Origin of the sequence: uncultured Fretibacterium sp. (assembly GCF_938030725.1) — a bacterium.
Taxonomy (GTDB): domain Bacteria; phylum Synergistota; class Synergistia; order Synergistales; family Aminobacteriaceae; genus Fretibacterium.
This window is the reverse complement of the sequence record NZ_CALHIQ010000180.1, coordinates 1-12912: the sequence shown is the minus strand read 5'-3', so window position 1 is coordinate 12912 and position 12912 is coordinate 1. Positions and strand designations below refer to the sequence as shown.

The 12912-nt window shown below is 62.0% G+C and carries 15 protein-coding genes; 11 read left to right on the top strand and 4 right to left on the bottom strand.

The genetic code is table 11. The features are described from left to right. Window positions 1–137 precede the first annotated feature (137 nt). On the bottom strand, window positions 138–503 hold the full coding sequence (locus tag Q0629_RS09910) for a hypothetical protein (RefSeq protein ID WP_298782014.1): 366 nt from the start codon (window positions 501–503) through the stop codon (window positions 138–140). A gap of 246 nt (window positions 504–749) precedes the next feature. Between Q0629_RS09910 and Q0629_RS09905 the strand changes: the two genes are divergently transcribed. From Q0629_RS09905 to Q0629_RS09895, 3 genes are read left to right on the top strand one after another with little or no spacing between them, the layout of a single operon-like run. After that, window positions 750–1562 (top strand): hypothetical protein, encoded by an 813-nt coding sequence (locus tag Q0629_RS09905; RefSeq protein WP_298782012.1) that lies wholly within the window; start codon window positions 750–752, stop codon window positions 1560–1562. Between the two features lie 51 nt (window positions 1563–1613). Next, window positions 1614–2507: a hypothetical protein gene (locus tag Q0629_RS09900; RefSeq protein WP_298782009.1), complete on the top strand. Its 894-nt coding sequence runs from the start codon at window positions 1614–1616 to the stop codon at window positions 2505–2507. A gap of 60 nt (window positions 2508–2567) precedes the next feature. Next, a complete protein-coding gene (locus tag Q0629_RS09895; RefSeq protein WP_298782008.1) occupies window positions 2568–4244 on the top strand; it encodes a formate--tetrahydrofolate ligase in 1677 nt (558 codons plus the stop codon). A 78-nt stretch (window positions 4245–4322) separates the two neighbouring features. Here the strand turns inward: Q0629_RS09895 and Q0629_RS09890 are convergent, their stop codons facing one another. Genes Q0629_RS09890 through Q0629_RS09880 form a run of 3 tightly spaced genes read right to left on the bottom strand, consistent with a single transcriptional unit; the run spans window position 4323 to window position 7041 of the window. Beyond that, the gene (locus Q0629_RS09890) at window positions 4323–5072 is read right to left on the bottom strand and encodes a hypothetical protein (RefSeq protein WP_298782006.1); all 750 of its coding nucleotides are present in this window, start codon (window positions 5070–5072) and stop codon (window positions 4323–4325) included. Window positions 5073–5102: 30 nt separating this feature from the next. Continuing rightward, window positions 5103–6329, bottom strand: coding sequence for an SPFH domain-containing protein (locus Q0629_RS09885; protein WP_298782004.1), 1227 nt, complete (start codon window positions 6327–6329; stop codon window positions 5103–5105). Window positions 6330–6372: 43 nt separating this feature from the next. Continuing rightward, on the bottom strand, window positions 6373–7041 hold the full coding sequence (locus Q0629_RS09880; protein ID WP_298782002.1) for a zinc ribbon domain-containing protein: 669 nt from the start codon (window positions 7039–7041) through the stop codon (window positions 6373–6375). A 418-nt stretch (window positions 7042–7459) separates the two neighbouring features. Here Q0629_RS09880 and Q0629_RS09875 point away from each other — a divergent pair, with 418 nt between their 5' ends. From Q0629_RS09875 to Q0629_RS09840, 8 genes are all read left to right on the top strand, one after another. Continuing rightward, window positions 7460–8668: a hypothetical protein gene (locus Q0629_RS09875; RefSeq protein ID WP_298782000.1), complete on the top strand. Its 1209-nt coding sequence runs from the start codon at window positions 7460–7462 to the stop codon at window positions 8666–8668. 98 nt (window positions 8669–8766) lie between these two features. Continuing rightward, window positions 8767–9045 carry a glutaredoxin domain-containing protein gene (locus Q0629_RS09870; protein WP_298781998.1) on the top strand — a complete coding sequence of 93 codons (279 nt, stop codon included), beginning with the start codon at window positions 8767–8769 and terminating at the stop codon, window positions 9043–9045. An 89-nt stretch (window positions 9046–9134) separates the two neighbouring features. Next, window positions 9135–9416, top strand: a complete 282-nt coding sequence (rpsF, locus tag Q0629_RS09865) for a 30S ribosomal protein S6 (protein ID WP_298781996.1) — start codon at window positions 9135–9137, stop codon at window positions 9414–9416. 13 nt (window positions 9417–9429) lie between these two features. Next, window positions 9430–9954: a single-stranded DNA-binding protein gene (ssb, locus tag Q0629_RS09860; RefSeq protein ID WP_298781993.1), complete on the top strand. Its 525-nt coding sequence runs from the start codon at window positions 9430–9432 to the stop codon at window positions 9952–9954. Window positions 9955–10095: 141 nt separating this feature from the next. Further along, window positions 10096–10320, top strand: a complete 225-nt coding sequence (gene rpsR, locus Q0629_RS09855) for a 30S ribosomal protein S18 (RefSeq protein ID WP_208874065.1) — start codon at window positions 10096–10098, stop codon at window positions 10318–10320. Between the two features lie 177 nt (window positions 10321–10497). Then, window positions 10498–11394, top strand: coding sequence for a DUF2232 domain-containing protein (locus Q0629_RS09850; protein ID WP_298781990.1), 897 nt, complete (start codon window positions 10498–10500; stop codon window positions 11392–11394). A 138-nt stretch (window positions 11395–11532) separates the two neighbouring features. Continuing rightward, on the top strand, window positions 11533–11985 hold the full coding sequence (gene rplI, locus Q0629_RS09845; RefSeq protein ID WP_298781988.1) for a 50S ribosomal protein L9: 453 nt from the start codon (window positions 11533–11535) through the stop codon (window positions 11983–11985). A 4-nt stretch (window positions 11986–11989) separates the two neighbouring features. After that, the coding region (locus tag Q0629_RS09840; RefSeq protein ID WP_298781987.1) for a replicative DNA helicase at window positions 11990–12912 on the top strand (923 nt) is incomplete at its 3' end.

The following is a 12912-nucleotide window of genomic DNA, read 5'->3' as shown; positions in this document are numbered from 1 at the left end:
GCACTGAAGGGAGTCCATACGGTTGACGGTTCTTAACGACTTAATCAGTGTTTCCCTAAATAAAGGAGCGCACGGGCTCAGTCGGGAGTCCGTGCGCTCCTTCGCAATTTTAGACAGGTTTAATTCGCCAAGCGAGGTCACGCGCCGGCGGTTCTCTCCTGCGCCTTGCGCTTCATGGCGCTGGCCTCTATCATCCTCGTGCGGTTGGCGTTTTGGAGCGCCGCCTGCGCCATAAGCTCTCGGCTGTTCTCCCGCTGTTCCTGGTTTCTCCGCTTAATAGCCTCCTGGCGCATACGAATACGCCTCAGTTTCTGGGATTTTTCCACCATGTCGGTGTGTCGGTCCCACGCCCGGAACGTGGCCTCCGAGGTCCGCGTCTTTGCCTCCTCAACCTGCTTCAGCGCGTCCTCGATGTTAGCGAAACCCTTGCCCCCGGATACGGCCTCCCCGGCGCTGGACGGCGAGCTCTGGAGGCTGCTCAGCCCGTTGTCTACCCTCAGCATCGTTCCCCTTCCCTCCTCGACGGCAGATCGCCTTTTGCGTCCATTATAGCATGGGGGCGAAGCGACGCGGCAGAAGAACGAACGAACGGGGGTTGCATTGGGTGCGATTTCTGCGATTCCCTGTATAATGAGTAGGAACGACATCTCTGGTGCCGTATGCGCCCCTCCTGAACGCGAGGACGGCGCACGATGATGGAGAGTGATCTTAATATGCGACGGTCGTTTAGAAAAAGCGCTGTGCTCGTTGTGGCGTCGGTCTGCCTTGTCCTTTCGGGCGCGTCGTTCTCCGAGGCGTCCTTTGTCTATCCCGGCTCCTGCCCTGTGTCCCCCGGCGGAGTTGCGGTCTGGCCTTTCCCCCAGGGCGGAGCGGTGATCGCTGCGTACCAGCAGCCCTACGCCATGAATTTCGAGGTCTGGAAGCCCATGGGGTTGCCGGCGGGGTGGTACGCCACCTTCGACGGCTTCCCCGTCGCGCAGGCGGCCCAGAACCGCTGGGTGTACGGCCAGCTTGGACCCGATGGAGCGCTCGTTCCGACCTGTGTCCTGGTGGGGTCCGTCGTCCCCGGGCAGGTCCCTGGACTGACCCGCATCGCGGCGACGGGCCTGTGCGGCCGATACGTCAACGACCCTGAGTTTTGCAAGATCATGGACTACCGCTGTGACCGTATGGGGATCATCAGGGACCCCCTGGCTCGAACCGTGGTCGCCTGGCGATCGGGGAGCGAGGGCGCCTGGGTGTGGCTTGGGGATCGCTGGAAGAAGATCACGCCGCTGGCAGGGGAGTACACCTGGCATGCGCTGAAGCGCCGGCGTCAGTGGATCGGCGAGGAACTCCGCAAGAACTGTATCTGGTGGTTTTGCATGGAGCCCTGTGACTTTGCAAACCTGGCGCGCCAGTGGGGCCTCCTGTGGGGCGGTGAGATCTGCCTCGACGCTCTCGGCGGCTATCGCGGTGGCGACGGCGCGGAGAACCGCGATTTCCGAAACCTCCCCGCAGGCAGGACCCCGGATACGCCGGAGAAGAAGCCCGACAACGGCGGCCAGTGGGACGTCGAGTAGGGCAGAGTGAGAGGGAACGGACGCCTGCCTTTCGAGGAGAGTGATGGTTGCATGGACGAAGAAGAAATGGATGTCGAGGCCCTTCTGGACAGGGCCTATGAGTCCGAGGACGCGGAAGAAGTGGAGGCGTTGGTGGCGCGGGCCCTGGAGATCGAGCCCGACAATCCGGAGGCGCTTTTGCTGCGCGCTGACCTGACGGACGACGACGAGGAGCGCCTGTCGATCCTTCAGGGGGCGCTGGAGGCCGTGAAGGCGGTTCTGAAGGAGGAGGGGGTCGATGAAGAGGCCTACGAGGAAAATCCCCTTGGGACCGTGTACCTGGCGTTGATGCAGCGCGCGGCGTTCACGCTCTATGGCGTTGGGGACGACGAGCGGGCCATGGAGTTGATCGAGCGCCTCCTGCGCCACGATCTGGACGACAACGGCGCGGTCAGGAGCCTCTACTACAGAATACTGATCGAGCAGAATGAGTGGCAGCTCATCCTCAGCAGGACGATGCAGGACGAGGACCACCAGTTGGGCTGGGCCTATGCCAGGCTCTGCGCGGCCTTTATGCTGGCCCCGAAGGGAGCGGACCGGGGGACGGCGGCGCGGATGTTCTGGGAGGCGCTGATCATGTCCCCAAACGTCCCCTTCTACATGCTGGGGTACTTTGCGGAGCCTGCGGACGACTCCGAAACGGAGGAGGAAGACTTCAACTTCGCCTCGCTCTACGCGGACGTGTGGTCCACGTCGCGGGACCTCCTCAACTGGTTCTCCCGCGGGGTGATCCTGTTTGGCCTGCTCTCCGGCCGTTTTGGCGAGGAGAGCGGGGACATGCTTGAGATCTTGACCTCCCTTGGCGGACGGCAGGAATATGAGGCCATGTGCAAGCTCCCGATGGAGGGCGACGACGTGGCCGTCATTGAAACGTTGGCGGCACACCACTGTCTGGCAGGACAGTGAAAAGGCGGCGCGTGAAACGCGCGCCCAAATCCTAAAGAGGAAATGGAGTGACGGATTGAGATGGCAAACGTACCGAGCGACATCGAAATTGCGCAGGCGGCACGGCCCCAACCGATCGTCGAGATCGCGAAGAAGTTGGGCATCACAGAGGACGAACTGGAGTGCTACGGTAAGTACAAGGCCAAGGTGGTCCCTGAGGTGCTGAGGGAGCGCGAGAAGAAGCCGGACGGCAAACTTGTCCTCGTCACGGCAATCACGCCGACCCCGGCGGGTGAGGGCAAGACGACCACCAGCGTCGGGCTGGCGGACGGACTGAACAAGATCGGCAAGAAGGCCTGCGTGGCGCTTCGTGAGCCCTCCTTGGGGCCCAGCTTCGGAATGAAGGGCGGCGCTGCGGGCGGCGGCTACGCCCAGGTGGTCCCGATGGAGGACATCAACCTGCACTTTACGGGCGACCTGCACGCCATCACCACGGCGCACAACCTCTGCGCCGCCATGCTGGACAACCACCTTCAGCAGGGCAACGAGCTGAACATCGACCCGCGCCGCGTCGTGTTCCGCCGCGTGATGGACCTGAACGAGCGCGCTCTGCGCAACATCGTCATCGGGCTTGGCGGCAAGGCCAACGGCGTGCCGCGCGAGAACGGCTTCGACATCACGGTTGCCTCGGAGGTCATGGCGATCCTGTGCCTGTCCATGGACCTGATGGACCTGAAGGAACGCTTCAAGAAGATGGTTTTGGCCTACACCTATGACGGAAAGCCCGTTACGGCGGGTGACATCGGCGCGGCCGGCGCCATGGCCGCCCTGATGAAGGATGCCATCAAGCCCAACCTGGTGCAGACGCTTGAGGGAACGCCCGCGTTCATCCACGGCGGCCCCTTCGCCAACATCGCCCATGGGTGCAACAGCGTGCAGGCGACGCGGCTGGGCCTGAAGACGGCGGATTACCTGGTGACGGAGGCTGGGTTCGGCGCGGACCTGGGAGCTGAGAAGTTCCTGGACATCAAGTGTCGCGTCGCGGGGCTGAAGCCCGATGCGGTCGTCGTGGTCGCCACGGTGCGCGCGCTCAAGATGCACGGCGGGCGCAGCAAGAAGGAGTTGGGCACCGAGGACCTGAAGGCGCTGGAGGCGGGGATACCCAACCTGCAGAAGCACATTGAGAACGTTCAGAAGTTCGGCCTGCCCGTGGTGGTGGCGATCAACCGCTTCCCGCTGGACACGGAGGCGGAGCTTGCCCTGGTGGAGGCGAAGTGCAAGGAACTGGGCGCCTCCTTCGCGCTGTCCGAGGTTTGGGAGAAGGGCGGCGAGGGCGGCAGGGAGCTGGCGCAGAAGGTCGTTGAAGCTTGCGAGAAGCCCTCGAACTTCAAGTTCATCTACGACGCGAAGATGAGCCCGAAGGAGAAAATGGGGGCCATTGCGCGCGAGATCTACGGGGCAGAGGGCGTGGACTTTACGCCGCAGGCCGAAAAGGACCTTCAGGTCATCCACGATCTGGGCAAGGACGACCTCCTGGTCTGCATGGCCAAGACGCAGTACTCCTTCTCGGACGACGCGACGAAGGTGGGGCGTCCCAGCGGCTTCCGCATCACGGTGCGCGAGGTGCGCCTCTCCGCCGGAGCCGGGTTCCTGGTGGCGGTCACGGGCGAGATCATGACGATGCCCGGCCTGCCCAAGAAGCCCGCGGCGCTCTCCATCGACGTGGACGAGCACGGAAAGATCACGGGCCTGTTCTGATCCCGCTTTTGAAGCGGAAACGGCCCGTCGCCGGACGCGGAAAAGTTGTGGCCCTGAGGAAACCTCAGGGCCACAACGCTATTTTGCGTTGATGACCTCCATGTTGCGCTGTTTCAGGGCGCTCTCCGCGGCGTTGCAGGCCGCCAGCACCGCCTGCCACTTTTCGACCCGATCCGCCTCCGTGCCGTTCGTGAGGGCAACGATGGCTCCATCCAGGGTGCCCAGGGCGTCACTCAGGACATTTTCCGTACTCCTGGAGGCCGGGGTGGGGTCCGCGTACTGGAGGGAGTCCGCCAGGCGAAGGAGGGGGGAGAAATCCTCTCCGGGCAGGTTGAGGGAAAGCTCAAGGTTTTTGACCAGGTCCTGGAGGTGGCTCGCCTTGAGCGAGAGGGCCAGACGTCCCTCCCTCTGGTCCCTGCGGTCCGCGCTCCCCTGCTTCAGCATCGCCATGTTGATCAGGAGGAGGGGGAGGAGGAAGGCCGCTGCCCCTCCGACGTGGAGCAGGAAGTACGTCGTCGTCGAGAAGTGAAGGTAGACGTTGGCGATGGAGGCTCCGATGACAAAGACGAAGTAGGCCGCCAGGATGCCCAGGTAAGAGAAATTGCCCGGAGCCTCCCGGTCGCTGGAAAGCGCGAACTTCGTGGAGAAGAGCAGGCCCAGGATCAGCGCGAAGGCGAGGGAGGCCATGGATATCCAAAACGTCGTTCCCCGCCCCTCCGGCGTCGTCAGGAAGAAGATGAAGACGCCCGCTGTGACGGCGATGAGGGAAAAGACGAGGGCGAGGTTAAAAACCTGATGGAGTTTGTCGATAGCGCTTCTGATGCTCATGACGATCCTTCCTTTCGTGATGCGTGCCGCTTACGGCAGAAGAGGTTTCCCGCACTCGGGGCAGAATTTCGACGCCACTTCGAGCCGTGTTCCGCAGTTGGGGCAGGAGAGGGACAGGCCGCAATGCGGGCAGAACTTGCTGTCCTCCGCGCAGGGCTTGCCGCACTTCGGGCACTTGTGCGCGGACGTCGAGGCAGGGCTCTGCTCCTCCGTAAGCCGCGCTCCGCACGCAGGACAGAAGGAGCTTGTGGATGGGCAGGACTTGCCGCACTTGGGACAGCTCACGTCCGAAGCCGACGGGGTCACGGTCGGGCTGGCTGGTTGAGTGCCTTGTCCGAGGGGGTTGACGTACTGTCCCATCTGGGCGGCCATCTGTCCAATGGCGCCGCCCAGCCCCATGCCCGCGCCCAAACCGACGCCCGCACCCATCAGGGAGCTCCCGCCGCTCTCTCCCCCGGCGTCCTGGGCCGCCGTTTCCAGCACGTCGAAGGAGCGCTCCTGCTGGTAGGTGTACCCCTTCAGGTCCATGCGCGCCCGCTCGCTCATTGCCCGCTTCAGGTCCTTAACGGCCTCGTCGTCGTCCGGGACGTTGATGGAGCCGAAGAAGAAATTCACGGACTCGATGCCGTACTCGTTGAACACAGGGCGCAGGACTTCCACCGCTTCGTCCGACATGTCCTGGAGGTAGGCGCTGATGTCGAAGATGCTGATCTTCTTCTGCGATATATAGGTGGCGATCATGTCGCCGATGCGGCTCAGCAGGAGCCCCCGGAACGAGTTCACCAGGTCCTCGCGAGTGATCTGCGTGCGGGTGCCCGCCAGCTTGAGCAGGAACTGTCGGCTCTCCTTAATGCGGATGCCGAACTGGCCGTAGGCCCGGACGGGCAGCGGAACCTGATATTCGGGATCGCGGAGCAGGATGGGGGTCTGCGTTCCCCACTTCACGTCCAGCACGTTCACCTTGTTGATGAACCACACCCATGCCTTGAAGGGGCTCTCGCCTCCCGTGGGCAGGTTGAGGAGGTGCCGCAGGACGGGAACGTTCTCGGTGGAGAGCGTGTAGCGTCCGGGACCAAAGAGGTCCAGCGCCTGTCCGTCGCGGAAGAGGATCGCCTCCTGGGCCTCCTGGACGATCAGCTGAGTCCAGTTCCCCAGCTCGTTGCTCCGCGCCGGGGCCTTGGCATCCGTCCAACGCCATGCGAAGACGTCGCCGCTGTCGATCTTCTCATCCCACTGTACGATCTGTAACAAAGCCATGATGGGCCGTCACTCCATTCTCGATAAATTTGTCCGCCGCGCCTTAGACGCTGGGGGTCAAGAGTTCCATGAAGATCATCTTGTTGATCTGAGTTTGAAGGTAGAGGGGGCCGAAGACGACGAGAAGGGTCACCGACGGCGCGATGGTGTGAACGACGACGGCCTTCTCAAGGTATTGGGAGGCGTGAGCCCAAAGGATGTCCTTGACGCGGAAGGCCAGCCAGATGGAGAGGAGAAAGCTCGCGCTGAACACGTAGTTGTTGTATGTCGAGGCCGTTTCGGCATCCACCCCCATCTCTTCCCAGGAGCCTGGGAGGATCAGGACGCCGAGGCAGAGCGCCAGCTGGAGGAGCGCTGCGAGGAGGGGCAGTTTTTTGGGAGAGTTCATGCGGTTCAGTGATTGTGCCCTCGTCAGGTACCACACGGGGCTGTAGATGCCCATGGTTGCAATCCAGAGGAAGGGCAGGGACAGGCCTGAAACGTGCTTGATGGCAGCTAGCCCATCCAGCTTTTTCTTCCGCTGAAGCGCCTGTTTCCTCTGGACCTTTTCGTCCAGGAGCATCTCATTGTAGGGCGTCGGGGAGCCGCAGAAAGGACAGAGCTCTACCCCCGCTTCCAGAGGGGCTCCGCAGTGCTGACAGATCATCGTCGTCGTTCCTCCTAAAATTTGCGAGCGGACGAGGCCTGCGCCGCGGCGCTTATTTTCGTCCACCTTCCGCCGTTTATTTTGCAGAACGACGGGGGTTATGTCAATATTGATTTGCGTTTTCAGGGGCGGTTTTTCCTGCCCGTCAAAATAAAAAGCTCGGTGAGGGATGGGATGGCGAGAGCGATCGACGGGAACTTATATGACGAAATGCCCAAAGATCGCCTGAGTTGGGATAAAATAGTAAAGAAAGCTTGCCTCGGTCGGATGGAGGGCAAGAGTGGCTTGGGCTTTTGAGTTTCAAGATTAAAAAGCGAAAGGATGTCGAAGGTCGATGGAGTCTATCGGAAGATCGCCGCGTGAGGGGAAAACAGGGAAGGGCCTGAGCAGGTTTGGGTTTGCTCTCTGTCTTCTATGCGCTCTGAGTTTCGCCTTTGTGTTGCCCGAGTTCGCCCCCATTTCAGCCGAGGGTGCTCCACGGGTCGTGACCAAGACGCCCGATGGAAAGAAGACCGTGCGGAGAACGAGGCTCCATAGGAAAAAGACCGTCAAACGAAGGGCGGTTTCCCTCTTTGCGGGTGGGCAGGGTACGGCAAGGAGTCCCTGGACCATCCGCACGGAGGCGCAGCTTCGCGCCTTTGCCGCTTCGGTCAACGGCGGGAGGAACTACGCGGGCAAGCACATTCGACTGACCGCCAACGTGGACCTCGGAGGAAGGGCCTGGGCTCCCATCGGCTTCTCGCGCATCGGACGAACCTTGGCGTTCAGCGGCGTCTTTGACGGCAATGGACGCACGATCAGCGGCCTGTCGCTGAAGCACGTGGGGAAGGACCCCGTGGGCCTGTTCGGAACGCTCTCAGGAGCCTACGTCTACAACCTCACCGTTGAAGACGCCGAGGTGAACGGCGTGGCGGAGGTCGGGATCCTGGCCGGCGCCGCTCAGAAGTCCACGGTCAAGAACGTTTCCGTATCCGGCGCCGTCGCGGGCAGCCAGAACGTGGGCGGCCTGATCGGCAACGCGGTGGAGTGCCGCCTCCTGAACTCGGAGTTTATCGGCAAGGTGAAGGGCGCAGGGGCCAGCGCGGGCGGCATCGCCGGCGGTGCATTCGGCTCCATCCTGATGCACGTTTCCGTTTCCGACAGCAGCATCGAGGGACGCGAGAACGTTGGGGCCATGGCGGGGACGTTTCAGGCCGGGCTCCTGCAAAATGTCGGAGTCGAGCGCTGCGTCGTGACGGGGACGGAAAACGTCGGCGGCGTAGCGGGAGCTGCGGCCGGGCCCATCCAGTTCCAGTCCGTGGCCTTTGACGGCAACGTGGAGGGCGTGGAGAACGTGGGAGGGGTGCTGGGACTCAACGCCCAGGGCACGGTGAAGGACGCCTCGGTCCAGGGCAACGTCAGGGGGACGAACCAGGTCGGCGGCGCGTTCGGCCTGTGGCGTGGAGGCACCGCCCTGCGCTGTATCTCGACGGCCTCCGTGAACGGCAGGGCCAACGTCGGTGGGGTCGCCGGCCAGATGGAGAAGGGACTGCTGGATCGTTGCACGTCGGACGAGGAAGTCCGGGGCGGAGACATCGTGGGAGGACTGATCGGCCGCTACGTCGGCGGCAGGTACACGAACTGCCAGCCGTCCACGTCAGTGCATACCGGACTCAAGGGCGGCCGTGAGATCGGAAACGAGAGCGAAAGATAAACGGTGAGCAAACGGAGGGGGCGGCCGTCGAGGCCGTCCCCTCTCCTTAGGATATAACTTCGCAATCTGGCCGAATATTTTGGAGGTGTGCTGCAGCGATGAAGAAGATCACGTTTTTTTACCTCGATGCCTGTCCCTATTGCAAGAACGCCCGGAGGGCCATGGATGAGCTGAAGGCGGGGGACGACCGGTATCGGGCGATCGAGATGGATTGGGTGGAGGAGAGCGAACGCCCGGAGGTGGCTGAGAGGTACGATTACTACAGCGTGCCGACGATGTTCATCGGGTCGGAGAAGCTGTACGAGGCACACAAAGGAGAGGGGTACGAGGAGTGCAAGGCCAACGTCAAGCGCGTCTTTGAAGCGGCGCTTGCATAAACCTCTATCTGTCGTTATAATAAAAAAGTTTTATGCCCTGCCTCTTCTGTTGGAAGAGGCCATTAGACCATAGGGAGGAGGTGACAGACGTGCGGCATTACGAGATGCTGACCATCCTTAGCGCTGAACTTGAGGACCCTAAGGAGGAGGTCGGCAAGATCGAGGAAGTCGTGCGCAGTCTGGGAGGCAACGTGACCCAGACGGATGTCTGGGGAAAGAAGGCGCTGGCCTACCCCATTCAGAAGAAATCCGAGGGAATCTACGTGCTCTTCAACTTTGACCTTGAGCCGGCGGGAACCTTTGAGTTGCGCCGTATCCTTGGATTGCGTTCCAACGTCTATCGTCAGATGATCATCCTTTTGGACGAGTAGGGGAGGATCGACAATGGCCAGAGGGTTCAATAAAGTGGTTCTGATGGGCAATCTCGCCCGCGACCCCGACGTTCGTTACACGGTGGAGAGGCGGGCGTGGGCTCGCTTCACCGTGGCGGTGGGCTATGCGTGGAAGAACAAGAGCGGGGAGTACCAGGATGGAACGGACTTTATAACCGTCGTCGCGTGGGGCCCTCTGGCTGAGCGTTGCGGCCGCTACCTCAAGAAGGGGAGCGGCGTCCTCGTGGAGGGGCGGATACGCTCGCGCAGCTACGACGCGCGTGACGGGTCCGGGAAGAAATACGTGACGGAGGTGGAGGCAGGGGAGGTCGTCTTCGTGGGTGGAAAGAGGGCCTCGGACGAAGGGGTTCCTTACGATCCCCAGACTGCCCCCGACTCCTCGCCGTCCTCCTTCTCCGGCGACGAGGATTTCGGTAAGAGCATCCACGAGAAGGGGTTCAGCGACGACTTCCCGATGGATTTTGCGGAGATGGAAAAGGACACCAACAAGAACTCCGAATCGGACATCCCCTTTTGACGGGGGCGTCTGACAGGACCTTGGGAGGAGCCAGCTAAACGCTCCTCCGTCGATGATCCGTGGAGATTTTTAAGGAGGATTTCTTAGATGAACGGAGAGAGGGAGAGCAGGCCCGCAGGCGCCGGCGCACCGCGCGGCGGCATGCGGAGGGGGTCCAAGCGACGCCCAAAGTTCTGCTATTACTGCGTTGAGAAGCAGGAAAAGGTCGACTATAAAGACGTTGAGAAGTTGCGCAAGTACATCAGTGAGCGGGGAAAGATCGTTCCGCGCCGCGTCACGGGCAACTGCGCAAAGCACCAGAGGCTTTTGACCGAGGCCATCAAGAGGGCGCGTTACATGGCGCTCCTGCCTTACTCGCTGGATTGATCCTCTCCTGTTGCGCGAGGGAGGCATCTGTCCTTTGACGGGATGTCGGCTGAATTTGCATGGGGAGAGGCCACAGGGCTCTCCCTTTTTTTATTCCTAAAAAGGGGGTGGACTATGCCGGGGCCGGAGAGCGTTTTTAAACAAAGCACCCTTGGCCGTCTGGTCTTTTTTTCCCTTTTGACGGTCCTTCTCTTGAAGGCGAAGGACTACGTTCCAGCGGTGGGCTTCTGGGGCCTGTTCTTCTCCCCGCTGCCGCTTGCCCTCCTGGGGTGCCGGGAGGGACGCCGGTTGTTGGGGCTGGGAATGCTCTTGACGGGAGGGCTGACGGCGTTTTTCCTGCCGATCCCTTCCGCCCTGTACTTCGTCACGGCTTCGGCCCCCCTCTCCGCTGTCCTTGCCGCGAGCTCAAGGAAGAGCTGGAGCGGGGGCGAGGCGCTTTTGGCCTGCACCTTCGTGTCCGTCGCCGAGAAGCTGTTCTTCTTCTTTCTCCTGTGGGCGCTGACGGGGCATAACTTTCTGGCCCCTGACGCCGGACAGATGGAGGAAATGATGGAACGGCTCTACGCGGGCTTCTCATCCGGCCTCCAGGAAACGATCGCGATGCGGGAAAATATGAGGCAGACCGCCGCGCTGTTGCCCTACATGACGCCTTCGATGCTCCTCCTCTACGCGGGATTGGATGCGCTGTGCAACTACAAGCTGTGCGGGTATTTTCAGCGGGGACAGGCGAACCGCCCGCCCGCCCTGCCCGCCTTTACGGAGTGGCGTTTTCCAAAGTCCCTGCTGCCGGCGTTTTTCCTGGCCTTCGTCATCAACCTCCTGTGGGGTCTGGACGAGTGGAGGGCGGGCGCCCTGTTTGCGGCCAACCTGGAGCTGGTCCTGAACGTCCTCTTTTTCGTCGAGGGACTTTCTCTGGCCTTCTGGTGGATAGGGCGGCGAGGGCTGGGGCCCGTCCTTCGGACGTTGGCCGCCGTCCTGCTCCTGATCCCTCTGGCGTGGCCGTGGCAGGTGCTCATGGGCATCGGCGATATCGTCTTTGACTTCAGGAGCAGGACGACGCACCGCAGAACGTAGAGTGTGGCTGAAATGCCTTCAGGGAAGCGCCGAGGGATACCTTCGTTTGATGCTCGAAGATTGATAAGCGCTTCCCTGGCCACGGTTCCCTTAGGTTAACGCGGGGACTTTTGTGCTTTTTTGAAGGGAGAATCTTTCATGCAGGTGATTTTGAAGGCGGACGTCAATAAAGTGGGCAGCGCCGGCGCGCTTGTGAACGTCAGCGACGGGTACGCCCGCAACTTTCTCTTCCCGCGGGATCTTGCCGTCGAGGCGACCCCCAGCAAGGTGGCGGCGTGGAAGGAGGAGCAGGCCAACAAGAGGAAAAAGGAGGCAAAACAGCTTCAGGAGGCTGAGGAGACGAAGAAGGGGCTTCAGGGAAAGTCTGTGAAGATCGAGGCGAAGGCGGGGGAGAATGGGAAGCTCTTTGGGAGCATCACCACGGCTCAGGTGGCCGAGGCCCTGAGCCGGCAGTACGGTCGGGCGGTGGACAAGCGCGACATCAAAATGGAGGACGTCATCAAACAGCCGGGCAGTTATCCCTTTGCGCTGAAGCTGTACGCCGGCGTTCACGCGGACATGACGCTGTCCGTGATCGCGCAGAAAGACTAACCGAATGCAGCTTTACGACAGGGTCCCGCCCCAGAACCTGGACGCGGAGCGGGCCGTGCTGGGCGCGTGCCTCCTGGAGCACGAGGCTCTGGGGATCGCCCTGGAAACCCTGAGGCCGGAGGATTTTTACGACCTCAACCACCGAGCCGCCTACGAGGTGATGGGGGAGATGTTCAACGCCAGCCGACCCGTGGACCTTGTCACCATTGGAGAGGAGTTGGCCCGGCGTGGCGTCTTCGACAAACTGGGGGGGCAGCCCTTCCTCGCCGCCCTGGTGGCGGAGGTCCCGACGACGGCCAACATCGCGTTCCACGCGGGCATCGTTCGGGAGAAGTCCGTCCGCCGTCGACTGATCGACGCGGGGAGCAAGATCGTCAGCCTGGCGTACTCCAGCGAGTTGGAGAGCGCCATGATCGTGGATGAGGCGGAACGGGCCGTCTTTGAGGTCTCTCAGCGCAACAATCGGGCCGACTTCCGCCCCGTCAGCGACATTCTGGGCAGGACGTTCCAGAACATCGAACAGCGCTATCAGGAGAGCGGTTCGGACGTCAGCGGCTTCGAGTCCAGCTTTGCGGACCTGGACCGCCTGACGGCCGGTTTTCAGCCGGGAAGCCTGAACATCATCGCCGCGCGCCCCTCCATGGGAAAGACGGCCTTCGCCCTCAACATCGCGCAGTTCGGGGGCGGAGGAAGCCGGGCGGCCGTCCTGATCTTCAGCCTTGAGATGTCCGCGGAACAGCTGGTGCAGCGTATGCTGGCGGCGCAGTCCGAGGTGGACCTCCAGGCGATGAACACCGGGACCATGAGCAAGGGGGACTGGGACGAGCTTCAGAATGCCGCCGGCGTTCTGACGCAGAGGCCCATCTTCATCGACGACAGCTCCATGCTGACCACGATGGATTTTCGGGCGCGCTGCCGCAGGTTCAA